The organism is Agrobacterium sp. GW821-FHT14E08 (assembly GCF_058803865.1).
This window is the reverse complement of sequence record NZ_JBXAPJ010000001.1, coordinates 221,399-244,338: the sequence shown is the minus strand read 5'-3', so window position 1 is coordinate 244,338 and position 22,940 is coordinate 221,399. Positions and strand designations below refer to the sequence as shown.

Sequence of the window (22,940 nt, the reverse complement as noted above, 5' to 3'; positions counted from 1 at the left end):
TTTCTTGGTGCCGGGACAGGTATTGTCGGTGGGTTTGGCGGAATTTCCGGAGTTCTCGTCTTCACTGTGCTTGGCGGGCTGATCGGTTTTCTCGCCGTTCCAGATTCAAAGCGCGTAATTGAGTTTTTTCGATCACGGAAGCGCCCATGAAACAAGTGTCCCTGAAACACCATTACCTGCCTGAATTTTACACCAAGCGGTGGGCCAGCGGCGTTGAGAAGATTCTGTGTGAATTCAGCCGCCCAAATCCCGCGAAGAACAGCATTCAGCCCAAGAGGGTTTCGCCCACGCAGACGGGACATGAACGTGGCCTTTATGAAATCAAGGGCGTTCCGGCAGAGCAGGCACAGATCGTTGAAGACGGCTTTTTCAAACAGGTAGACACGCTTGCAAATCAGGCAATGGCCTTGCTTGAGAGCGACAATACTATGACTGACAATCCGCCAATGCGCAGCGCGTGGTCACGGTTCATGTTGTCATTGCTGCTGCGTGCGCCCAACGATCTCAAACATTTTCGGCAGGACTATCTCACGAAGCTGATGGAAGGGATCGAACAACTCGATGAGAGATGGCAGGCCGTCAGGAAGCCGGATGAGCCTGCAACGATACGGGAAGCGGTGGCCCTGCTGGAACCCGATCTGGCCCAGCGCAACGCGACGTTGATGCTGCGAAGACTGATCGACCACCCCAACATATGTGGTGGCATTAACAACATGCGATGGATGGTGATCGACGCGGCGGACACAAGCATTGAACTGCTGACTTCGGATCGGCCCGTCGTCGCACCCCCAAATTTTCTCACTCAGGAGGGCTTTATCCTGATGCCTCTTGGACCGACGAAAATCTTCGCGGCCGCCAAAGATGTAGCGATTGCCCAGCGTATATGGGCGGGCAACCGCAGAGAGCTTGTGAGAGCGATGAATGAGCAGGTCGTCGGCCAAGCCGAAAAATATGCCTATGGCCGCGACGATAGCCAACTCGACTTTGTTCGCCAATTCATCTTCACGACACCGCAACCCTCCTTGTTTGAGCGACTGACCCGGTTTCAAGCACAGCGTCAGGCCGTCAATACATAGCTACGCTGTCGCTGTGTTGACGGCGTCAAGAAGCCTTCGGAAGATTTTCGAGGCAGGCGATAGCGTCGGGTACGCTGGAGACGATCTGGCAATCAAACAGCCTATCCAGGCCGATATTTTTTCCGGCAGCAAGAGCATGAAGTGGGCGTTCAGTAAAAAAAAGGCGACAATGAGCGAGCGCGGCAGACGCGTGATTGAAATCATAGAGGTCGTTGCCCTTCAATCGCCGGAGCTTGTCCCACCGGATAGCAGCGTGAAGGCATGCGTGAACATAGAGGGACGGCAGACTGCGTCGCACCTCCTTGTTGGATTTGAGGGCGTGAAACAGCAGATTATAGGCCATCCGGCGAACCTCAGCCTTTTCTGTTTCGTCCTTCGGGGCTGTACGCGCTTTTTCATCGGGGTTCATTTGATTGATGATATCGGCGAGTGTGTCTGCATAAAGATCGGCCACGCCCTGAAGCTCCGCCTCGAAAACCTGCTGGAAGCTTCGTATGCTATCGGCGTTTTCAGCTATTCCGGCGTTCAAGATGGCCGCGCTGTCGTCGAGGTTTAATTCCACCGGGTCGGGCAACTCGGTCAACATCCCGACCATCTTCGCCAAAGGGATGTCCCACATTTCATCGAAGAACGCCTTCTGAATGACCAGCCGAGTTTCTTCGTCAAACGGTGTGGGGTTCGGATGGGTCAGGCCAAGAACATAGGGGACCTTGTGCCACACCAGATGACTCAGAGGGTGCAGGGTGTTTTTGTCTCCGGCAATGGAGTGAACGAAATGCGCCAGCTCGGTTGCAGCCCTTGCCTGCGGCTCAAGCATCGCGACGCCGAGGCTCAACTCGTCAATAAGAGCGGCAGTTTCCAGCCTCGATTTGAGGTCCGACTGCTTTAAAAGTTCGAGGAATATGCTTTCGCTAGCCGGACAGAAAACTCGCCCTTTGGCGGCAGCGTCCCGCAGAAGCCGCAGCAGCTTGCGGTGGTCTTCCGGCGCCTTATCCGTGTGGGCCGCTTTTTGCAAATTTACCCAGAAATTCGTGTCGAGATAAATCGGGGTCTTGCCATCCAGTGCCCGGCCCAGCTCGACAATTCGGCTTTTCACATGACCTTCAAGGGATACGTGGGGATTTGCCTTATGATAGTCGAATGTCTCTTTCATAAATAAATCCGTCGGGGCCATGTTCTATTCCATCATGAATAATATCGATCATGTCCAAATCTCAAGTATTTGAGGATAACGCAATTTCTCCCCAACGATGCATATTATCCCGTTTCTCCTGCATATCGCAAAACAAGCCACTCATTTCAGGTCAGTGCTAGGAGTTGGCGTAAACCGGCGCAGTTTTTGCGGGACAAGCATCCGAAGGGCATGGGATCATACTTGGTCCCATGCCCTTCGTGCGTTCCGGCATAGGCCGGAACGCTGTCAGAGAGCGCCATGGACGCGCGTTCGGTGCGGGGCGCTGCGCGGTACTGTTTTCGGGCTGGGCCACGTTCCTTGACACTTCTGTGCTTCAGCTTGATGCGCGTTGCCCGTCAAGCTTGACCCCGAAAGCACACGCACTGTCGCCATTCGTTCGGGCGGGTCTTTGAACTCGCCCTTTGCACCATCTGGAATTTTGTTTCCGCCGAAATCGAGCGGAGCCCAGATGCAAGATCATTTACCCGGCAATCACGACGACAAGCCCACGCAGGCGCAAATCGACCTGGCCATGCTGTTCATGGCCGATCTGCATGTGGGAGCCGAACGGCTCTACAAGATCAAACGCAAAGGTACGTCGCTGAACCTGCGTTATGAAATCGACGGAGAAATGCACCAGCGCAGCTATCTGTCGGCGTTGTCGTGGCGGGCCATTTTGTTGTTTGCGCTGACCGAGGGCAAAAACGTCGCCGTCCACGAGATGGACCAGCCGGGGCGATACCGACGCGTGTTCCCGAAAACCCTGCTTCACCGTCTTCAATGGCATGCGCGACCGAATGCGAATTTCCCGCCGGTCGCTCGGCTTTACGATCCCGATGGCAATTCAGTCATGCTGCTGACACGGAGCCGGCTCTGCGGGCATGCCGTCGATGCTCTGCACAATCTCACTGATGACGGGCCGGTGTTTCAATCGCTGTGGATTTCCGACATCATGGCGCTGCGTCCGATGCTCGGCATCAATCTGGTGCGCGACCAGACTTTCGCGCCGACGTTGCCGATCAGCGCATATCTGGAAGCCGCCGCGATGACTGGACGGATTGTCGAAGAGCTGGAGCTTTCCGGTTTGCCGCTCACCGGGAGTATTCCCCGGCTTGCAACGCAGCCGTCATCGAAGGCAGTTCGCAGCGTCTTCGATCAAGCGTGCCGGGAAAATCCTGCATTGGAGGCGCTGCGGGGACTGACCATATACGATGATTATTCGTTTGTATGAACGGAGGCAAAAAGTTCGGTGAGCGAACTTTTGTCAATACATCGCACCGCCGCGTCGATCACCACTGGCTTGCCTTATATCCGCGATACTACGCAGCCGCTCGGCAAGGCTAGCGCCGTTTCCGGCGCATCTGGATGTCTTGCTGACAGCAATCACACCAGCAGGAATGTCGCCAGCGCCCGGTCGCTGTAAGAGGTTGCTTTTGCTGGCATCAGTCCAGTTAGTATCCTGTACAATATTATTATACACACAACGCGTTACGCCATTTCCCACATCGCAGATATCCGCATTACTCCTTGAAACACCGCGATTGTCTTCGACAACGAAAATCCCATTCATATCCGATACACCGGAACTTACTTCCATCTCATCAATATGGTTTCGAGTACCAGAACGGTCAGGCATCGCATTTGTCGATTTCTCACCGTCTTCAATCTCTTCACCAATTGAAATGCTCGAAGACATGACATGTTGAACACCACTAGCCGATTTGTCTTTGGCTTGCCCGACAACAACGCGAAGCGATCGAAAGCCGGATCGCTCCAGACATAGCCAGTCCACATATGCGCGGATATCTTCGGCTGGCCACCAATTGCGTTCGGCTGGCTTTGCCTCATCGGCTTGTTCTGCCTCAATGAAATCCTGAGCATCTGGCCGCTTGTAGCCGCACTCGATGCGGAATTTCAGGCAATAGCGGACGATATTCTGAATATTGTCGCCGGCATCGCGATATGCGCGAAATGGCTGGATATCCACCTGATATTTTGCCGTGTGGGTTTCCTTGCGTAAGGCGCTGGCGATTTCTTCCGTGGTCAATCCGCCCTTGCGGACAATTGCATGAAGATGCGGACGCCAGATTGTTTTGTCCGGGGCTTCCATCAGCGGAAAGCCCAACGCATCCAAAGCCAATCGCGTCTTGCGGCCACAGGTTTCGAAATCACCAAAGCTCATGCGGTCGATTTCCCACCAACCTAACAATTGGAAATCATCCCATCGGCTATCCTTCTTGCGCTGGCGATCTATGAACGTGCGAAGACGGCGTTTTTCATTCTCGACGAGATCGGTCATCCCGGTGAAGTCGAGTTGCGGCGGCAGCAGGATCGTTGCAAACGCAAGCTCCTCGTTGGCTGCATCGCAGAATATCTTCTTGATGGCCTTTCCCGTTTGCACTGCGCGTTCCCGCATATGGCAGCGCGGACAAAGCGGGACACCGCAATAATCGATGTTGCCGTAATCATCGACCTCGCCACAAGTGTCCATCCAGCGTCGGGCCAGATGGTTCGCTGGAAGCGCCGCCCTCACATATTGGCGCTGGGCTTCATTCGCTTTCGTCAACGTTTTGATTTGGCGGCGTTCATATCGGGTGAAGACACCCTTCGTCATCATATCTGCCTGTAGCTGTTCCATCCTTGTCTTCATTGAAAATCCCCTGCTGAAATAACGTGCTATTTATCCAGCACCATTTTAGCGCCGTGCCTTCTTGGAAATAAATATTTGTTTCAAGGAGATAGCAGAATGAAGATCAAAGACATCTACGAGGCATTGCGGGCGGATGGGCTGACCAATTCACAGATGGAATTCTCGCGAATATGGCTCGGACGTAGCCCACGCTATTATTCGCACCTCATCGCCGTCGATCGAGAGCCGGGGCTTGCCACGCTTTGCGGAATCTCATGGCGGCTGAAACGAATGCGGTTGGACAACTACCCGGCACTGCTAGATTTCCAGCAGAAGCTCGCGAACGAGATCACCAGAAGGGCAATCACAGACATTCGCCGACATCACAAAGGCTCGGCAAAAGATTGCGAGAAATAACTCCTCTCTTCCGTCTTTCGCATACATTGCCGTCGCCGGGGGAAAATCACGATCAGAGATTTACCCCGCCTTTAGTACTGCTGATCCATGTATTTTGAAGTTGGGTCGTAACAGTGAAGGATAATGCTCAAGTGCCAATTTTCTGCCGAGGCGACGAGGAGAAGCAACAGCTTGTCGAAGATTACGAAATTGTGCCGATATCTCGATGCACGCTCTTGCGCGGGCAATCGCGGCAGGGCTGTGCTCGTGAACTGACGCGAGAATATTACATCTTTCAGGCAACGCATCGACAATCGAGTAAACAAGAAATTTTTTATGCAGGTAACAGCACAGGCCCCGCTCTCCTTTCGCTGATTAGACACCCTTCGCTGCCGTTGACGGACCCATTCCCACCGAACGATGGCGACCCAAGGAGTGAACGTGGGGCGGATGGCCAAGGTCGGGTGGATGGGCAAGATGCGCGTTGGCGGCTGTCGCCTTTGAACATGCAGCTAAGTCGCGCCATTGATCTCGCTTGCATGCTCTGGGATATTCAACCTGGGCCATTGTTTGCACCTCTAAAAACCCGAATTCTCGCGACGCCGAGTGAAGATATCGATCCGCATAGCGTCGAGCGGTTTAATCTCGCCATTGGCAAATTCGATAACAGCCTAGAACAAAAACTGTCAGATGCTGCGGCTGTAGAGGGACGTACACCTTCACGCTGGAACTTCCGCGAACTTGAGGAAATGGTGGCTTGGACTGGTCCATCGAACTTGTTTCCAAGTCAAGCGCCGCCTGCGTACCGGAGGGAAAACATCGCGGTCGTTCGAAGAGTAAGCACCGAGAAAAACTATGCCTTGTGCGAGATGACTGCCGATGGCCGTCAACTGTTCGCAGATATTCCTATTTTTGCAGATGTGGGAGGCCCCGTGCCTGATGCTGCATATCACTGCTATCTCGGATTTCGCGGAACGAGGTGGAAGATAACCCGTGTGCTTGCGCGCGCTGATCTCTGACAACTTGATGAAATTTTGGTGATTTCGATAGGCGGGGAGTCAGCCGACATCTGCTTTAACGTTTGGCCAACAGCCGGCCAATACAATCACCATGTTTAACTTCCGCATCTTTCCGTATCAGGAATTTCCAATGAACGCGCATATCTCATCCGGCAAGGCAGCGATTGCTGCCGCGCTGGCAATCTCCGCAGTTTCCATCGCCTCGCCCGCCTATTCCCTCGATAAAGTTCGCTTCGGCACCGATTGGCTCGCCGAGGCTGATCATGGCGGTTTCTATCAGGCCGTTGCTGATGGCACCTACGCCAAATATGGCCTCGACGTTGAAATCCAACAGGGCGGGCCGGGAGCACAAAACCGCGCCCTGCTGCTAACTGGCAAGCTCGACTTTTATTTGGGCACCCAACAGGAACAGCTTGTTGGCATCGAGCAGGGCATTCCCTTGGTTGATGTCGCCGCCTTCTATCAAAAGAACGCTCAGGTCATCTTGGCCCACTCCGATAGTGGCGTCGAAAAGTTCGAGGACTTGGCCAAGCTCGAAACGATTTTCATGACGCAGGGCGGGTTCGGTGCATATTTCGAGTGGATTAAGGCCAATTTCGGCGGCTTCCGCGACGAACAGTACAGGCCTTACAATTTCAGCCCTGCACCGTTTATTGCCGACCAGAACTCTGCCCAACAGGGTCTGATTACGGCAGAGCCTTATGAGATAAAGAAGCAGACCGGCATCGAACCGAAGATATTTCTACTCGCAGACAGTGGCTATAAACCCTATGCCACCACGATTACCGTTCAGCGAAGCCTCATCGACATGAACCCTGATCTCGTGCAGCGGTTCGTAGATGCCTCAATCGAGGGCTGGTACAACTACCTGTACGGGGACAACGGCGCGGCGAATGCGTTGATCAAAGCGACGAACCCCGAAATGACAGACGGCCAGATCGAATATGCCATCGACAAGATGAAGCAATACGGAATTGTCGATAGCGGCGATGCGCTCGACAAGGGTATCGGTTGCATGACCACCGAACGCTACAAGCAGCTTGCCGACGAACTCCTGAAGGTTAAGCTGCTCAAACCGGATACCGATTACACCAAGGCATTTGATACCCGCTTTTCCTGCAAGGGCGTCGGGCTGAATTTGAAGAAATCGTAGCCCACCAGTAAACGTGCCGCAAAATCGGGTTATAAAACTCAGTCTTTAGAACCCGAGTGAGCATCCGGCGAAGGCCGCAGGTCAGGTCGCTTGAGCGTTCGGCGTCCTGGCTGTCCAGTTCCACGGCAGCAGTTGCTCCAGCTTTGTGACCGGCGTGTCCGCAATGTTGGCGAGGACGTCGGCAAGCCAAGCCTGTGGGTCGATGTGATTGAGCTTGGCGCTCATGATCAGTGTCGCCATGAACGCCGCACGTTCAGCACCACGATCCGAGCCGGCAAACAGGGTGCTGGGGCTTGCGTGATCTTCTCGCACTCGCGGCAGGAGAACTTCTCCCGCACCGTCTGGATGACCTTCCACTGACGCGGAATGACCTCCAGCGTCTCGGTAATGTCCTCACCAAGCTTCGACAGCTTGGCCGAGCCGCAGCAGGGGCAACTGGCTGGGGCGGCGATAACGACACGTTCGCGCGGCAGGTGTTCAGGAAAGGACTTGCGTGACAGACGCTTACGCTCGAAGGCCCTGACGTTCGCGCCCTTGGCAGCCATCTCCGCCGCGAGCTCGTCTTCGCCGGCATCAGCTTCGAGTTCTTCGAGCTGCAGTTCCATCTGTTCGAGAAGCCGCGCCTTGCGCTCCGAGCGACTGCCGTAAAGCTTTCGGCGGACCTTCTCTATCTCCAGCTTCAGCCGCGCGATCAGCGCCTCTGAATGTGACACGAGCGCCTTTGCGCTGGCAGCTTCCGCCTTGGCAGTCGCCGCTTCCACCTCGGCAACAACACGCCGCGAACGCTCTTCGGCCAGCAGTGCGAGCGCACTGGCAAGGTCATTTGGAAGCTGGTCGATGGGGTTGCTCATGGGGAGATGGAATCATATTCGCCCCCGCCATTCCAGTGTTTTTGCTCATCCAGCCGATGTTGGTCGCCAGGTCCTTTGCGGCATCCGCCAGTCGATGCCTTCCAGCAGATAACCGAGCTGCCCAGGCGTAATCACGACCGGCCCCTCGGCCGCCGACGGCCATATGAAGCGTCCCCGCTCCAGCTTCTTCGTGAACAGGCAGGCTCCTTGGCCATCATGCCAGATGACCTTGATCAGACCACCGCCACGACCGCGGAAAACGAACAGATGCCCGCACATCGGATCGCGCTTCAGCGTCTCTTGCACCATCAGCGACAGACTGGGAAAGCCTTTCGCCAACCAGACCTTCACACCAGCAGGAACCGGGATCATCGCCGACCCAGTACACAATCGAGAATGCGGCCAAGCGCCTCTGTGCTTATGTCGCTGTCCACGCGCACACGGCGACCGTGGCCCAGCTCAATCGTCACATCGCTACGCTTCCGGCGGGACTGCGATGGGGCTGGCGCTTCCGTGGCCAAGGGCTGGGCTGCCGACACGGCCTGCGAGACGATCACCGGCACCAGCATGTTCGCCGCCTGTGCTGACGGCTCCTCTATCCGGCAAAACTCCTTGCGCCACCGAAAGAGCTGGCTCACGTGGATGCCGGCTGATCGCGCGATCTCGGAAAGCACCGCACCGGGCTCAAGACAGACCGCAACGAGCCGCTCCTTGTCTTCGCGGGACCAGCGCCGACGGCGCTCGACAGACGTGATCACTTCAATCGGATGTTTGGTCATAGGACTACTCCTAGTGTTTGCACTAGGACTTCCGATGTTCGCATCAATCTCGCAAGACGGCCCTCACCGTGGGCTTACGAACCCCATCATTTCTGACCAACTGCGGTTAGCGCGATCATGTCCCTCTCGTGAGCACGTAATGATAGTCTCATGGCAAATGGCATAGATCCATCAATTTAGGTTAGGGAAATGCCCGTGTTTCCACGACCCATTCCGGCTTCACCTTATCTAAGATTTGCCATTGTACCATTCCCCCGCTACCAAAGGTATTCGGGCCTGCCTCACCGACACGCAACGCCGTTCCCTTTGGAATTTTTAGCGTTGAGATAGATTTGAGCATCATCGGATCGGCAGCCGGTAGCGCGTAAAGTTCCTTAACGTCAGCGGGGCTGAGGCCGCTTGGCATCACGCGCATTACCCAATCACCAGCGGCTGGATTGATACCGTCAATCGGACTTTTGTGCACGCGCCAAACGGTAAAATCACGAGATGCCACGAAGTCAAAAACTGCTTTGCTATCGGACCATGGCGGTTGAGGGGCCACGATTTGAGGGTGATCTTTCACGATTTGCGCGATGAAATCGGCATTTACGCTAGCTGCGGATCGTTTCGTAACGACAGAAGCCGGACCTTCAAGGTGTTTGATGTAACGACGAGTCGTGTTGTTGATTTTCCTTGCGGTTGAAGTGGCCTCCAAGATTTTGCCAGTACCCTTTATTCCTGCGGTTATAGCACCACCAAACCCCAACGCGAATATGCCCGCTAGCGCCAATAGTCGCTCGGTATTGGACAGTTCTGCTCCGGTGAGCAGGTGTGTTCCCGTCAATCCCTCATAGGCGTCTTTGGCAAGGCCAATGCCCGGGAGCAGTCCAAGCGCGATGTCTGTTAGCGCCACACCAATATTGAGAAGGCCCGAGCTTTCATCGAGTACGCCCTCTTCAGCCGCCCAACGCCCTTGTTCGAATGCAGCCAAGCCCAACGATTTCGCGTTGACTTCTCGCGCATCATTGGTCGTGACAGATTCCAGTTTCTCGCGCGCCGCACGAAACCGCTTCTTAAGTTCGTCCACTTCGAGCGGTGTCTCGGAAGTCAACCAAATTGGAGTATTCAGACCGTCCCTGTGAACCCAAAGAAAAAAGCTCAAATCCTCGCGCGCAACATAATTTGCTCCTGGTTTTTGGCGCTGCCATCCCTTTGTCAGTCCTGAACTATACGCGGCTGCATATGTTGCGCCAGCACCAACCAAGCTGATCGCAAACAGATAAGGCTCTCGGTCGGATTTCCGCTCAACGACTTGAACGTTGATTAGTGCCCCCCATTCTCCCCTTGGGAAAGGCGCGGGAATTGAGAGCGGCGTTAACGCACGGAGTATTTCGTATCGAAGCTTCCCCTCCATGTCGCGATAGTCAATTGCACTACTGGAACCGGGAAAAGGTGTTCGGGAAACTATATGTTGATAAGCCTTTTCCGCTGCTTCGCGCTGATCTGAGAAGGAACGGCTATGAGCAACGCGTAGAGGTATCGCGAGGGCGAAAACTCCGAGAATGATGGCTTGGCGGCGTGTCACAGCGACTGGCTGAACCGGATAACGTCTTTTACCGCAGTCAGATGGACTCATCGCGATTCCTACAAACACACATTGTGGGTGAAGTCGATCTAAGCTATTGTTAGCAACTATTGGTCGAAACGCAATGGGGAGAGTTTGACTATGGCTATCCGCTCTTTTTTGCTAAGCGTGTTTATGTTGATGTTGTGCCAAGCTACATTTGCTGAGGGGACATCCATCTCTTCAATGAACTACTCATTAGGAGGAACAACAAACTATACTAACACTGTCAGTGAACAATGCGCTGACGGAACTATTCTTGCGGGGATAATGCCATCACAGAAAATGTCGATCCCAAGCTATGTTCAGAAGGTCGGGAGCTGTTGTTGTGATGGAAATTGCGCTTCATATGAAGGTAATTGCGATTGCCACTGTGTAGTTGGTACTGACGGCGCACGACGACCCTCAATTTCAAACTGTAAGCCGAAGAACTAAGCTGAGGGCTAGCTTACAGACAGTAGCCCCTCAATTATCGGAGGCCACAATCGAGGAATGATTGCCATTGCGTCGTCTTCGATTGTGGGTCAGCCCAAATATCCTCGATAGCGAAACGAAACCCTTTCAGGATGACGGGAACATCGTTCTCGTATTCCTCGGGATTATCGAAAATCCTGTTCACCTGCTGAAACACACGGACATAGGCTTCGGCGTTATGGTTCATGAGGATCATGATGCTGTCATTGTCGAGATCGGAAGAGCCGCCTGAGCCCGCGCGAATTTCGCTGATCTTTACCCGTGCGCCAATCGTCGTTGACGCGGGGATCGCATAAAAGGTGTGCTCGTTTTGCGAGACGCTGTTTCCCCGCTTGGCCTTGGGGCGTCGTTGCGCCATTTCCCATGCAAGCTCGTTAAGAGTTCGATGATCTGATGGGCTTCCCTCGTTTGGCATTGATGCGGGAGCGGCGAACGCCCAGCCGTCTTTATCGAGCCTGTGGGCCATCATCGCCTGAAACTTCGCAGCAGAAATAAACGGGCCTGCCGTATCGAACGTGATCTGGAGATCGGGATTGATTTCGGTCACGCAGCGTTGCAGCGCGTTGAACAGGTAGGCGATTGAGGGCGTGGAAATGCCCAATATGTGTATCCACTTCGCTGTTTGCAGCAGGCCATCGTTGCGCATGTCGTGAAGGCGATTGAGCAACAACGAAAAGGAGTTCTGGTGAGCACCTGCAAATGCCCAGCCTTCGAGGCCGTAACCCTTCACGGCCTCATACCATGTTTTGCTTTCTGCCTCGTTCCGGCCCTGCAGGACATTCAGCAGTTCCGTGGCCCCCGGTTTTCGGTTTTGCACGAAATAATCCAGATTGAGCAAAGACTGCTTCAGGCAGGCGTTGAAATCCAGTGACTGGCCGTTGGCCGCGCACATCGCATCGAGATTGTGACCTTCGGCTATCAGCCGTTCGGCATGCATGGCGACATTGCCGGGTGTGATGCCGCCGGTTGGGAAGTCCAGCGACATCGAATAGTCGGAATGTGTTTCCAGCCACCGCAACATGCGCTCGCATGTCGGATCGCCAGTGAACTTGATCCGGTTGCCCTGTATCTGGAAACCGCCGCTATCTCCGATGACCGTGGTCGCCTTCCGGTCGCGCAATTTTACGATGTTGTCTTCGAGTGCGGAGTTCGCCGTCTTTGCGGCCTGACCTGCGCTATAAAGCGCACAGGGGTAGTGAAACAGGCCGCTCTTCGGGTCGAGAAAGTTCAGATCGGTTTCGAGAAACGCAAAGCTGCGCTTGAGGTGCTGCGAATATCCGAGCTTCGCAAATTCCTGACTGATAGCGGGGGTGTAGATGGCATATTTTGAGGGCTTGTTAAACATGTCGTCCATCAAAGAATTTTCGCATTGGGACCGTCTGCAAATTTTAAGGATTGCTCGGTCTGATTGCGCCACGTTGAATAAAATGCGTGAGGCATCCAGTGGGAATAGCGGTTAAAAAACAAACAATTCGCGACCAAAATTATTACGAAGCACAGTTCGCCACGATCAAAAGTGCAGCCAGCGCATTCGAGCAACACGAGAGCAAGACAGAAAACCTGCTGCATGTCGCGTTGGACAAGATTTTCGAATTCGTTGAAAGCATCCGCCAAGACCCGCAGGCACTTGAAGGCTTCCTGAGTGATCACGAAAAAGCTAGCAACAAGGTGACGAAGGCCAATCCCTATAATGCCCTTGTCGATCTGGCCTTCTCCGATAAGCGGAGTAAATCGTGGCGCAGCCAGATGAGCAATGTTCTCGCTCTCGCGGCAGAAACAATTGGCGATCAGCAATTTGTCGATTGGCTCGTCAGCAACGGTGGGGTGTCGGGCTGCTACACTCTCGCTGTCCAGCACTTTGCACGACCGGCGACAGCCAAGGCCGAAAAGCTCCGCTCGATTCGGTTGAGTACGATATCGGAAGAATTGAAGCGCAAGCCGATTGTAAGAACCGCTTTGCCGGGTGTCAGCCTGCCGGATGGTTTTCATCGGTCGATGCTGTTTTCGCAGGGTGGCCAGACCTTCCTTGTCGATATCCGGGAAGACGATAGCGACGCGACAATCGAGAAGTACCTGCTGGAAGCGATTGGTGACAGGGCCGTCACCACTCATCCGCTTGCTGACAAGCCGCTGTTTTCTCTGTATCGCGCCGTCGATCTGATTTCTGGCGCCTGCAAGCCGTCATCGGCAGGTCAGTTGCAATGCATCGCCATCTGGAACGAGGATGCCAAAGATGGCCCTGTTACAAAACTCCGCTTTCTTTCCGACGCCTACAGCTTCACGCATGCCACCGTCACGCTGGCCAATGCGCTGCCCGAATTAAACCGCAAGGGTCAATTCATACTCGATCTGGCCGATGCCGATATCTTCCGGCAGCAGTTCCAGCAGGACACTGCCTGGACGATCCGCGAGGACAATGGTGGGCTGATATTGGCCGACAACGCTAAGTCCCCCACGCGTCTGACATTGTTGCCGGTGTCTGATTATGCAGATAAAAAGCTTCGGCAGGGCCGCAAACTCGGATTGCGCACACGGCACTTCACGATGTCGCTGGATGCGATGCAGCGAGATAGCAAGAATCTCGATATCGCGATGACCCTGTTTCAGAAGGCGAACGCGCAAAGGACGATGCCGATTTCGCGCCCCAAGCGGTTCCAATGGGTGTCTAACGGCAAGCATATCGAACTCGGCTTCGAACAGACGTCCGGCATGATGAACACCAACTATCCGTCTGTAGCGTTCAAGGAAGCGACGGCCACGTTGCCCCAAAACGAGCTTTTGCTCGCTGATGCGCAGGCTGTCTGGAATTCGTTCCTCGCCTATGGTGAAGACATTGGCGGGTACATCGCGCATGGCGAAGTAGAAGACGCTGCATTTTGCATCGGGCATACCTTCGTCAATGGCGATACCGTCGAATACAGATCGCCGTTGATCATCGGCAGGAAGATGGACCCGACGCAGATTTGCGAACCGTTCGTTCCGGCAACCGCACCAACGCCGCCTGCACCGCAAACGCCGCCGCCGGGATCGAAAGGTTCAACACGATCAGGAAACTCCGGCGGCTCTTCGCATTCGGGGACAACGAAAACGGGATCGGCCTCTGCAAGCACTGCTACGAGTGCTACAGCCGCTCCCAATCATCGCCCCCGAAACTTTGCGTTGATCGAAAAGAACAGGCGGGCAAAGACGACGTTTCCGGCCATGCCCTCGTCCAGCGGCCGCGCATTCGGTGCCTTCATTACGAGTTTCTTGCCTGACGACGCCGAACACCGAGCCGACCGAAAATTCGATTTCGAATGGCAACTCGAATGGTGGCGGCGGATGACGGATATTCCGGTTCACGTCATTGCGTCCAATTGGACCGACGAAGAAATCGCCGCCAGCAAGGAGCTTGGTCTGCTTGCCGAGCATGGCGGCGGCATCACGCGCGTCGGTCCCCGCATCCTGATCGAAAACCGCATCGATTGCCTCAAGCAGCTATATGCCAGCGATTTCGATTGGGGCATCATCATGGATGACGACGCAGTGCTGATGCAGGCCGAAAGCCATAACAGCAGCTACCGTCTGTTTGCGGAAATGGCCGCGAACCGGAAAAATGCCTATGGTGGCGTTGATGTTTTTGCCCCGATCTATGGGAGGAAGGCTCCTTTCAGCAAAGAACTCAATACCCCTGGAAATCCGTATACGAACAATCACGTCTTCAAGAAGAGCACGGACCTGAAAGGCAGCATGATCGTTGTCCGTAACTTTGAGAAAGAGGGTCGGAAACCGCTGCTCTCTGATCCAAGCTTCCGCACACATGGCGAAGACACATATCTCGTGCTGCAAGCCGTCTCACTCGGCTACTCGTCCATGACCTGCTGGAACATGGTTCTGGAAGAACTGTCAGGCGAAAGCACGTTCGCAAACGGTGACGACGACCGGACGAAAAAGATGCGGAAGGGACATGAACTGCTCGTTGAAAAATTTGGCCAGCTTGGTTTGCGCATGAAGGCAGGTTCTCATTCGCTCGATAAGAAGGAATTCGAAACGGCCTGCTGGGGCGCAAAGCCAAAGCGGATCGAGGTCGCCAAGCCCCTATAGTGTTCCTCAGAAAAGTTCGTGAGCGAACTTTTCGCCATACCGGAATGGGCGACGGTCAAAGCAAATCGACCGCCGCTTTCATCATGTCGTCTCGTACATCGATGTAACGTTGTGTGGTCGTCAAGTTGCGGTGGCCTGCCAGCGTCATGATGACCTTCGGGCTGACGCCGGAATGTGCAAGCCGCGTGATGAACCATCGGCGACCGCTATGCGAGGTCGCCCCGTCGAGACCGGCGCTCTTATATAATTGTCCCATCAACTGGCAGAGCGTGTTTGCGGAAAACGCCGTCCGCTTCTGCGTCACCAGCAGCGGTGCATCGGCGTCCTTGTTTTCGGGCCATTCGCTGCGATGCCGTTCGATCTCCCTGCGTAGCTTCTCGTTGAGAAACACCACACGCGCATGACCGCCCTTAGTGATCTCGGCCCGCAGCCGCAGTTGCTCGCGAACCTTCCCGTCGCTGTCGAGAACATCGCGCACCGTCAGGGCGGCAATCTCACCGACACGCAACCCTGCGAGGTGCGACAACATCAGCGCAAGCCTGTTTCGCCCCGCATGTTTCATCTGTGCCACCACCGCAAGCAACCGCTTGAATTCGACATCCGTTAAAACCCGAGCTTGCTTCATCAGAACCTCATGAAAGGCAGAATTTCCATGCCTTTCGTTATGTTGCCGATGAGCAGGAAGGGCGAGCGTCAGCTTGAAGCGAGGAATTGCCCTGCGGGATCAAGGCGTCAGCGCCATCCAGAGCGCAAACGTCAGAAAACGTGTGTTTCGTTAGGTTTCGATTCTGAAGGCTTCGCAGTGGCTAATTTTGCTCGCTCTCATGCCAACGACGAAGAGCACATTTGGATATTATCGAGGTTACGCGAAAGATTGCTGCCCCGAGGACGGCGAGCAGCAGAAGGCATGCAAAAAGGCGCGGCATGTTGAGCCGGTATTGCGCTTCTAGCAGGCGAAAGGCCAAGCCCGCATTGTTACCAGCCTGTCCTGCCGCAAACTCCCCTACAACCGCCGCCACCAACGCAAGCCCACCTCCGATTTTGAGACCCGCGAAGAAACTCGGTAGTGCCGATGGCAGTTTCAGATAAACGAGGGTCTGCCAACGGGACGCACCATAGGTCTTCAGCAGATCGGCGTGGTTTCGGTCGGCGCTCTTCAAGCCTTGTAGCGTATTCAGCATGATCGGGAAGAAGGTCACGAGGAACGCACATATCAACTGCGCAATCCAGGGCGTCGGCGCGTAGATCAGGATCAGCGGCGCTATCGCAACAATTGGTGTTACCTGCAATGTCACCATGACCGGCGATAACAACGCCTCGATCCATCGAGATTGTTCCAATATCACCGCCGCGCGCACCCCTCCTGCCACAGCCAGGAGCAGCGCCACAAAAGTCGTTTGAGCGGTCACCCAAAGCGCCGCGCCCAATATTGGCCAATCGTTTACAATCACCATGGCAACGCTACCAGGCCCAGGCAAAATGTAAGGAGGTACTGCCGATAACTCCACGTAAAGAACCCAACACGTAATCACTACACAAGCGCCGACAATCGGCGCGGTGACGCGCCGTATCCATTCCTTCGCTGATATTTTCGACTGGCTTAGCTTGGCATATCTGGCGGTCACGTTGTTCCTCGAGTGCAGTAATCAGCCGCACGCATATCGAGGCGAGATGTTGCGGGCCTTGCGAAATGAGCAAAGAGACCGAATAAAAAATTGCAACTAACATGACGTACTTACGCCAATGCCATGCGCGCAATTGCCTAAGCAACGCGGTTTTATCTGAACAACGACAGGTTTCAAACCTTTTAAAACTACAGTAGCCTCGACACTCCTTATAGAGTATCAACGGATGTGATGCGTCGGGGGGCACCGCTGCATCCGTTGTGATTCGGATCGTGCATTATTCGGTTTTATATGTTTGACCAAAAGGGCCATTCAGCGCCACTAACCTTTATTGACTTGTTCGCGGGGGCTGGCGGACTGTCTGAAGGGTTTATTCAAGCAGGATTTGAGCCAGTTGCTCATGTTGAAGCGGACCTTGCCGCGTCATTTACGTTGCGCACTAGGGAGGCCTATTATCGGTTGAAATCGATGGGGCTCTCATCGAAATACAACGATTACTTGGCTGGCAGACTATCGAGATCGGAGCTTTACGAACTTTCTCAGGCACCGACACGCGTGATCAACGCGACCATTGGCCAAGAGGAATTGGATCAGATATTCCAGCGGGTCGATGATCTGATAGGTGACTGCAAACCAGATCTCATTGTTGGCGGTCCTCCTTGTCAGGCTTACTCGTTGGTTGGAAGAGCCAGATCCGATTTTAAGATGGTCGGCGACAAGAGAAATTACCTTTTTATCTATTATGTCGAATTTCTTAGGCGCTACAAACCGAAATACTTTGTCTTTGAGAATGTTGTAGGTCTCCTTTCTGCGCGGGAGAAAGAAGGGCGCCGCTACTTAGATATGATGCTGTCCCTGTTCAAGGACGCGGGTTACTCGGTGGAATGGAAAGTTCTATCCGCTGAAAAATTCGGTGTGCCTCAGAAACGCAAACGCGTAATCCTCGTCGGAAAACTCGGCACCGAAAATGGCTTTTTCCCTGAGATTGCAGAGGTCGATGCCCATTTTCTGGTCCAAGACGCAATCGGCGACCTACCATCTTTAAGAGCAGGCCAAGGCACTCCCTATGTCACGGCAGTCGCCGCGAAACCGAGTTCATGGCTTCGCCAGTCTGGAATATTAGCGTCCAATAATCAGGTTACATGGCATGCCGCCCGTCCCCATAACGACAGGGACTTGAGCATCTTCAGAGAAGTTGTAAACCGGTGGGTCAAGCTGAAGGAACGGCTGTCCTATGACGAGCTTCCCGAAAAGCTCAAAACTCACAAGAATCGGACGTCGTTCACTGACCGGTTTAAAGTTGTGGCCCCTGATGTAAGTTTTTCTCATACGATTGTGGCTCATATCGCTAAGGACGGCAATTACTACATCCACCCGGACCTCACGCAGAACCGGTCGCTGACGCCAAGAGAAGTCGCAAGGCTTCAAACATTCCCAGACGATTATTTTTTCGAAAGTGCAAGCGGCCAACCCAGCCGTACGGCGGCGTACAAGCAGATAGGTAACGCGGTCCCCGTTCTGCTTGCACGGCGAATAGCCGAGTCAATTCGGAGGAATTGGAAATGATTGATGACGGCACATTTTCTATCCGGCCAGCGGGTAGACATATTCTTACGATTGGGCGCGATCTCATCCAAGATCCCTATGCAGCCGTTGTTGAGCTGGTCAAAAACGCCTTCGATGCGGACTCCGAGTACGTACTGCTTGAATTCAATGCAGATGCCGAGGCAGGCAAGTACACGATAGTGGTTTCCGATGGAGGCCACGGAATGTCGCGAAGCGATGTAGTGAATAGATGGCTCGTTCCCTCTACTAGTGACAAGCTGCACCGTAGAACGAGCCCCAATGGCCGCATTTTACAAGGCAGGAAGGGGGTTGGTCGGTTTGCGGCATCAATTCTTGGCGATGATCTGCTTCTCGAAACCACGAACAAGAGCGGTGAAAAAACCTCGGTGTTCATTCAGTGGGATGTTTTCGAGCAAGCCGACTATTTGGATGAAGTTGACCTGTTGATCGACACGGAGACAGTCTCCCAGACGCCGGGGACTATTCTTACAATGCAGGGAAGCCGCGAGGGGCTTGAAGAGTGGAATGACGCACAGTTCAAAAGACTGAAGTACGAGCTCCGAAAGCTTACACCCCCTACAGCTGCTATATCCGGCATTGAGGTTAAGCAGGAAAAGTTTGACATACGACTAAAAATTTCCGGATTCGCAGGCGTACCGGATGCCGACGAGACTATTGATTCGTTCCCTATACTTGAGTTTTACGATTACATGGTCTCGGGGCATATTGATGATCGCGGCATCGGCAAATTAAAATACTCTACTCAGAAAATAGACAATGCCAGCAGCGAAGAATTCGATGTCGATTTTTCCGACCTGTATGAAAAGACATGCGGATCTCTTAAATTCGACATCAGAGTTTATGACCGCGATAAGGATGACATTGATCAGATCATCCGTAGAGGTCTGAAGGATCGCGAAGGGAACTACATAGGGAATTTGGCCGCGCGCCAATTGCTGAACCTTAACAACGGTATCGGCGTCTATAGAAACGGGTTCAGGATTCGTCCGCTCGGCGATGCGCAATACGATTGGTTGAAACTAAACCAACAGCGCATCCAAAACCCATCGAGGAAAATCGGCAGCAACCAAGTCATCGGATTCGTGCATATTGAATCAGAGGAGAAGTCGGGCCTCGTTGAAAAAAGCGCGCGTGATGGCCTCAAAGAAAATGCGGCCTACAACAGACTTATCGAAATCACTCAGAGCGTCATTGAGCAGCTCGAACGACGGAGATTTGCCCTTCGTAGGTCCCTGGAACTAGGCAAACCAAAATCTAGAGTTGAAAAGCAAATAAGTCAGCTCTTCACAAATGACCATGTGAAAGTCGATATTGTCACGAGACTGGAAAGGTCCGGGATTGATGCCAAGGTCACTCGGGAAATCTCCGACATACTTTCCCGTGATATGGCCGAAAAGAACAAAGCTGCTGAGAGCATAAGGCAGACGGTAGCTGTCTATCAGGGCCAGGCAACTCTCGGCAAAATTGTCAACGTCGTTCTCCATGAAGGGCGTAGGCCTCTTAATTTCTTCAAAAATCAAGTCCCTAACCTTGATTACTGGGCAAGGGTCTTCAACGAAAATCCTACATCAGAAAATTTATCCAAGATCCTCCCGATAGCTAATGAGCTAGGCCACAACGCGAAGGTGTTTGTTGAACTCTTTAGCCGTCTTGATCCATTGGCTTCTGGGAAACGTGCTGAATCGCATCTTTTTAAGCTCGCGAGCACGCTCAATGGTGCGCTTAAAGTTTTCGAGACGACCATGAACGACCTCGGCATTGAAGCCGCTCTGGAAGGCCCATCAGACTTCGAGTTCTTAGGGTGGAAAGAAGACTTCTACGCGATCTTCACGAACCTTATCGATAACAGCACCTATTGGTTGCGGGAGAAGAGGGTAACCTTACCAAAAATTACAATCCGGTTTGAAATTGAAGAAGGCAAGCTGGCCCACATTGACTATCGGGACAATGGCCCGGGAATCGACAAAGCTCTTATCGAAACGGAGGTTATTTTTGATCCAGAGTTCTCGACAAAGACGGACGGTACAGGTCTTGGTCTCGCAATTGCAGGTGAGGCAGCTGCGAGAAATGGACTTGAACTCAAGGTATTAGAATCGGCCGATGGGGCATATTTTAGACTTCAGCCAGTGAGTGGGGGCGAACTGTGAGCATTAAGCTTTTACTTGTCGAGGACAACGAGGAAGATCGTAAGGGCTTCCTTCAAAGTGTTGAGCGCTTCAACCATGAAAAGAAGACGGAGATATCCGTCGTCGAGTGTAAGACATTGGACGATGCACTAGGGAAAATTGATCGCAGCTTCGATGGTGCTGTAATCGATATGAAATTGGGAGATAAAGGCGGCGAAGGAAATGAGATTCTAAAACTGGTTGATGAATGGAATCTCAGAATGCCGATAGTCGTACTGACTGGAACGCCCAGTGAGGCCGATTATGCTTACGTTCACATTGACGTACAAAAAAAAGGAGAAGCGGATAATCTCATCATATTAGAGGACTTTAGGCAAATCCACGCTTCGGGACTAACGAAAGTAATGGGTTCGCGGGGACTTCTCGAGAAATCATTAAGCGACGTATATAAAAAGAACATTTTGAATCAAAAGGCCGCATGGAAAGCTTATGGCGCGGCTAATTCTGAAAAATCAGAAAAAGCGTTGATGCGACATGTTCTCAATCACCTTATTCAAATGGTCGATCTCGATGAGGAAAGCTGTGTCGCAGAGGAATTTTATATCTATCCTCCGATAGGCGACGTCTTAAGAACCGGAAGCGTTGTTAGCCCCAGTGGTTCGAAGGAATACTATCTCGTTATAAATCCACTTTGTGATCTCACTTTCAGAGCAAATGGGGAATTTAATGCGAGAATGATTATGCTTTGCAGGATATCGACGCTTGCCGAATGCGAGGCGCATCTGCCTGAAAATAAGCAAAACTCGGACGGTAGAAACACTTTGAAAAAAAACCTGGATGGGAACAACAAGTCATCCTATCACGCGCTGCCTAAGACCGCTTTTTTTGTCGGGGGATACATTGATTTTGAAGACATAATCTCGATCTCAAAGAAGAAGTTCAAAGAGGATTTCGAGAAGCCCCTTCTGCAGATAGCTCCAGCCTTTGTAAAAGACGTCACAGCGCGCTTTGCAGCATACTATGGTCGGCAAGGCCAACCCGCCCTTAGCAGAGTTGATTGAAGTTCCTATATCTTCGCGATAGAGCGTGTCTGCTCAGCAACGCGTTTAGGTATTTCAATGTCTCGACGAGCGCCCATGTCCCCGAAGCCTGGCACGCCTGCGCACCGCGCTTGGAACATGTCACGTATCCGAGGCAAAGATACAAAGCCGGAGCTAACTGTTCGTCGCCTGCTCTTTGCCGATGGCTTCAGATACCGTCTGCATGGTGCTGACCTGCCAGGCCGGCCGGATATCGTGTTTCGATCAAGAAAAAAGTTAATCTTCGTGCACGGATGCTTCTGGCACCAGCACAGTGGATGTCGAAATGCCAACATACCGAAGACAAGGACGGACTTCTGGATCGAGAAACTGGCAGGTAATGTTTCGCGAGATCAGGCAGCCTTGCGCCAGCTACATGAAAGAGGATGGTCTGCGTTAATCGTTTGGGAATGTGAAACCAAGACCGTTGAATCGTTAAGACTTAAGCTGCATGAATTTCTAAGCTGCTGAAATACCCTCAACTTCGCGAGAGATACAAATCTCAACATAACTGTCTACGGCAAGCAAGGCGACGAACAAACAGACTGACGTCGCCAATCATCGACGGATCGCGCAACGGAGCAGCGCAGTTCTAGCACAGCTCTTTTCGACGACCAATTAAAACAAAGCTTTATAACCGATATCTTCCAATTCCGATTCCAAAGGTCACAGGTTCGAATCCTGTCGGGTGCGCCATTTCAGCCCTTCGCAACATGATACAATCTGCCCATTGACGCGTTCGACGCTCAATGAAGTCGCGAAAGTGGTCGTAAGAGCCTGCAACCGAATCCAAACGGGCTCATGAGGCGGCCGAAGTCACCGGCTGTGTCGCATCGACGCCGCACGCATCGAAACCAGCCAGTTTGGGCTCCGGACCCTTGTTCCCGCCGTCCATCCAGGCGATTTTTGCGCGCGTATAGGCGATCATCGTGTCGAGCCCGTCCCGCTTGGCCTCCAGTTTGCCGAGTTGGCTGGCCATGATCGCGCGCCCGCGCTCGGGCGTTATATCGCCACGATGATATTCGTCGGCAATGCCGCCGATTTCTTTCAACGAGAAGCCGAGGCTCTGCATCAGGCGAATGACGCGTGCGCCATTGACCTGTTCAGCGTCGAATATCTGATAGGGATTGGCGCCCCCCTTCATACCCGTCTGCGGGTGGAGCAGCCCCTGGCGCACATAAAAGCGGACGGTATCGACACTCATTCCCGCCGCGCGCGCAAATTCCGAAATCAGCATGACGAAATTACCTATTGACCATGGACCATACTCCACCCTTATAGAG

Annotated in this window: 20 protein-coding genes and 1 pseudogene; 10 read left to right on the top strand and 11 right to left on the bottom strand. The window is 53.3% G+C overall.

What is annotated here, in order from left to right:
- Positions 1-146 precede the first annotated feature (146 nt).
- Positions 147-1,076, top strand: coding sequence for a DUF4238 domain-containing protein (locus AC1ROR_RS01170; protein ID WP_498588382.1), 930 nt, complete (start codon positions 147-149; stop codon positions 1,074-1,076).
- A 25-nt stretch (positions 1,077-1,101) separates the two neighbouring features.
- Here AC1ROR_RS01170 and AC1ROR_RS01165 read toward each other — a convergent pair whose 3' ends face one another.
- Entirely contained in the window at positions 1,102-2,250 is a 1,149-nt protein-coding gene (locus AC1ROR_RS01165) for a hypothetical protein (RefSeq protein ID WP_498588381.1), read from the bottom strand.
- 349 nt (positions 2,251-2,599) lie between these two features.
- Between AC1ROR_RS01165 and AC1ROR_RS01160 the strand changes: the two genes are divergently transcribed.
- Positions 2,600-3,481, top strand: a complete 882-nt coding sequence (locus AC1ROR_RS01160; RefSeq protein ID WP_498588380.1) for a DUF2958 domain-containing protein — start codon at positions 2,600-2,602, stop codon at positions 3,479-3,481.
- Between the two features lie 33 nt (positions 3,482-3,514).
- On the opposite strand, the gene AC1ROR_RS01155 is transcribed toward AC1ROR_RS01160, so the two are convergent.
- Positions 3,515-4,900, bottom strand: coding sequence for a hypothetical protein (locus tag AC1ROR_RS01155; RefSeq protein WP_498588379.1), 1,386 nt, complete (start codon positions 4,898-4,900; stop codon positions 3,515-3,517).
- Positions 4,901-4,996: 96 nt separating this feature from the next.
- On the opposite strand from AC1ROR_RS01155, the gene AC1ROR_RS01150 reads away from it, so the two are divergent.
- The 3 genes from AC1ROR_RS01150 (at position 4,997) to AC1ROR_RS01140 (ending at position 7,447) form a co-directional block, all read left to right on the top strand.
- Positions 4,997-5,296, top strand: coding sequence for a DUF6626 family protein (locus AC1ROR_RS01150; protein ID WP_498588378.1), 300 nt, complete (start codon positions 4,997-4,999; stop codon positions 5,294-5,296).
- Positions 5,297-5,409: 113 nt separating this feature from the next.
- On the top strand, positions 5,410-6,294 hold the full coding sequence (locus AC1ROR_RS01145; protein WP_498588377.1) for a hypothetical protein: 885 nt from the start codon (positions 5,410-5,412) through the stop codon (positions 6,292-6,294).
- A gap of 130 nt (positions 6,295-6,424) precedes the next feature.
- Positions 6,425-7,447, top strand: a complete 1,023-nt coding sequence (locus AC1ROR_RS01140) for an ABC transporter substrate-binding protein (RefSeq protein WP_498588376.1) — start codon at positions 6,425-6,427, stop codon at positions 7,445-7,447.
- A gap of 81 nt (positions 7,448-7,528) precedes the next feature.
- Here the strand turns inward: AC1ROR_RS01140 and AC1ROR_RS01135 are convergent, their stop codons facing one another.
- The 6 genes and pseudogenes from AC1ROR_RS01135 to AC1ROR_RS01110 all read right to left on the bottom strand — a co-directional run bounded on the left by AC1ROR_RS01135 (position 7,529) and on the right by AC1ROR_RS01110 (position 12,574).
- Entirely contained in the window at positions 7,529-7,687 is a 159-nt protein-coding gene (locus tag AC1ROR_RS01135; RefSeq protein WP_498588375.1) for a transposase domain-containing protein, read from the bottom strand.
- A 41-nt stretch (positions 7,688-7,728) separates the two neighbouring features.
- A pseudogene (locus tag AC1ROR_RS01130) lies at positions 7,729-8,298 on the bottom strand (transposase domain-containing protein); the annotation flags it as partial.
- 45 nt (positions 8,299-8,343) lie between these two features.
- Positions 8,344-8,670 (bottom strand): IS66 family insertion sequence element accessory protein TnpB, encoded by a 327-nt coding sequence (gene tnpB / locus AC1ROR_RS01125; protein WP_498588374.1) that lies wholly within the window; start codon positions 8,668-8,670, stop codon positions 8,344-8,346.
- The gene (gene tnpA, locus AC1ROR_RS01120) at positions 8,667-9,077 is read right to left on the bottom strand and encodes an IS66-like element accessory protein TnpA (protein WP_498588373.1); all 411 of its coding nucleotides are present in this window, start codon (positions 9,075-9,077) and stop codon (positions 8,667-8,669) included. Before tnpA ends, tnpB begins: the two co-directional genes overlap by 4 nt.
- Before the next feature lie 181 nt (positions 9,078-9,258).
- Positions 9,259-10,695, bottom strand: coding sequence for a pre-toxin TG domain-containing protein (locus AC1ROR_RS01115; RefSeq protein WP_498588372.1), 1,437 nt, complete (start codon positions 10,693-10,695; stop codon positions 9,259-9,261).
- A gap of 457 nt (positions 10,696-11,152) precedes the next feature.
- Positions 11,153-12,574 (bottom strand): hypothetical protein, encoded by a 1,422-nt coding sequence (locus tag AC1ROR_RS01110; RefSeq protein WP_498588371.1) that lies wholly within the window; start codon positions 12,572-12,574, stop codon positions 11,153-11,155.
- A 26-nt stretch (positions 12,575-12,600) separates the two neighbouring features.
- Between AC1ROR_RS01110 and AC1ROR_RS01105 the strand changes: the two genes are divergently transcribed.
- The gene (locus AC1ROR_RS01105; protein WP_498588370.1) at positions 12,601-15,240 is read left to right on the top strand and encodes a hypothetical protein; all 2,640 of its coding nucleotides are present in this window, start codon (positions 12,601-12,603) and stop codon (positions 15,238-15,240) included.
- Between the two features lie 55 nt (positions 15,241-15,295).
- On the opposite strand, the gene AC1ROR_RS01100 is transcribed toward AC1ROR_RS01105, so the two are convergent.
- Both AC1ROR_RS01100 and AC1ROR_RS01095 read right to left on the bottom strand, forming a co-directional pair.
- Positions 15,296-15,865, bottom strand: coding sequence for a tyrosine-type recombinase/integrase (locus AC1ROR_RS01100; protein ID WP_114835702.1), 570 nt, complete (start codon positions 15,863-15,865; stop codon positions 15,296-15,298).
- A gap of 181 nt (positions 15,866-16,046) precedes the next feature.
- Entirely contained in the window at positions 16,047-16,865 is an 819-nt protein-coding gene (locus tag AC1ROR_RS01095) for an ABC transporter permease (protein ID WP_498588369.1), read from the bottom strand.
- 291 nt (positions 16,866-17,156) lie between these two features.
- Between AC1ROR_RS01095 and AC1ROR_RS01090 the strand changes: the two genes are divergently transcribed.
- Genes AC1ROR_RS01090 through AC1ROR_RS01075 form a run of 4 tightly spaced genes read left to right on the top strand, consistent with a single transcriptional unit; the run spans position 17,157 to position 22,128 of the window.
- Complete coding sequence (locus tag AC1ROR_RS01090) at positions 17,157-18,431, top strand: DNA cytosine methyltransferase (RefSeq protein ID WP_498588368.1); 1,275 nt, start codon at positions 17,157-17,159, stop codon at positions 18,429-18,431.
- Positions 18,428-20,599 (top strand): ATP-binding protein, encoded by a 2,172-nt coding sequence (locus AC1ROR_RS01085; protein WP_498588367.1) that lies wholly within the window; start codon positions 18,428-18,430, stop codon positions 20,597-20,599. The genes AC1ROR_RS01090 and AC1ROR_RS01085 overlap by 4 nt, the downstream gene beginning before the upstream one ends.
- A complete protein-coding gene (locus AC1ROR_RS01080; protein ID WP_498588366.1) occupies positions 20,596-21,639 on the top strand; it encodes a hypothetical protein in 1,044 nt (347 codons plus the stop codon). Before AC1ROR_RS01085 ends, AC1ROR_RS01080 begins: the two co-directional genes overlap by 4 nt.
- Positions 21,640-21,696: 57 nt before the next feature.
- A complete protein-coding gene (locus tag AC1ROR_RS01075) occupies positions 21,697-22,128 on the top strand; it encodes a very short patch repair endonuclease (RefSeq protein WP_498588365.1) in 432 nt (143 codons plus the stop codon).
- Positions 22,129-22,456: 328 nt separating this feature from the next.
- On the opposite strand, the gene AC1ROR_RS01070 is transcribed toward AC1ROR_RS01075, so the two are convergent.
- Positions 22,457-22,894: a MerR family transcriptional regulator gene (locus AC1ROR_RS01070; protein ID WP_142168969.1), complete on the bottom strand. Its 438-nt coding sequence runs from the start codon at positions 22,892-22,894 to the stop codon at positions 22,457-22,459.
- Positions 22,895-22,940: the final 46 nt, after the last annotated feature.

Excerpts from the sequence above, each read along its gene's own strand:
- AC1ROR_RS01170 (WP_498588382.1), top strand. The coding sequence starts at position 147 with ATGAAACAAGTGTCCCTGAAACACCATTACCTGCCTGAATTTTACACC.
- AC1ROR_RS01165 (WP_498588381.1), bottom strand. The coding sequence starts at position 2,250 with ATGGCCCCGACGGATTTATTTATGAAAGAGACATTCGACTATCATAAG.
- AC1ROR_RS01155 (WP_498588379.1), bottom strand. The coding sequence starts at position 4,900 with ATGAAGACAAGGATGGAACAGCTACAGGCAGATATGATGACGAAGGGT.
- AC1ROR_RS01150 (WP_498588378.1), top strand. The coding sequence starts at position 4,997 with ATGAAGATCAAAGACATCTACGAGGCATTGCGGGCGGATGGGCTGACC.
- AC1ROR_RS01140 (WP_498588376.1), top strand. The coding sequence starts at position 6,425 with ATGAACGCGCATATCTCATCCGGCAAGGCAGCGATTGCTGCCGCGCTG.
- AC1ROR_RS01135 (WP_498588375.1), bottom strand. The coding sequence starts at position 7,687 with ATGGCGACACTGATCATGAGCGCCAAGCTCAATCACATCGACCCACAG.
- tnpB (WP_498588374.1), bottom strand. The coding sequence starts at position 8,670 with ATGATCCCGGTTCCTGCTGGTGTGAAGGTCTGGTTGGCGAAAGGCTTT.
- tnpA (WP_498588373.1), bottom strand. The coding sequence starts at position 9,077 with ATGACCAAACATCCGATTGAAGTGATCACGTCTGTCGAGCGCCGTCGG.
- AC1ROR_RS01115 (WP_498588372.1), bottom strand. The coding sequence starts at position 10,695 with ATGAGTCCATCTGACTGCGGTAAAAGACGTTATCCGGTTCAGCCAGTC.
- AC1ROR_RS01100 (WP_114835702.1), bottom strand. The coding sequence starts at position 15,865 with ATGAAGCAAGCTCGGGTTTTAACGGATGTCGAATTCAAGCGGTTGCTT.
- AC1ROR_RS01090 (WP_498588368.1), top strand. The coding sequence starts at position 17,157 with ATGTTTGACCAAAAGGGCCATTCAGCGCCACTAACCTTTATTGACTTG.
- AC1ROR_RS01085 (WP_498588367.1), top strand. The coding sequence starts at position 18,428 with ATGATTGATGACGGCACATTTTCTATCCGGCCAGCGGGTAGACATATT.
- AC1ROR_RS01075 (WP_498588365.1), top strand. The coding sequence starts at position 21,697 with ATGTCTCGACGAGCGCCCATGTCCCCGAAGCCTGGCACGCCTGCGCAC.
- AC1ROR_RS01070 (WP_142168969.1), bottom strand. The coding sequence starts at position 22,894 with ATGCTGATTTCGGAATTTGCGCGCGCGGCGGGAATGAGTGTCGATACC.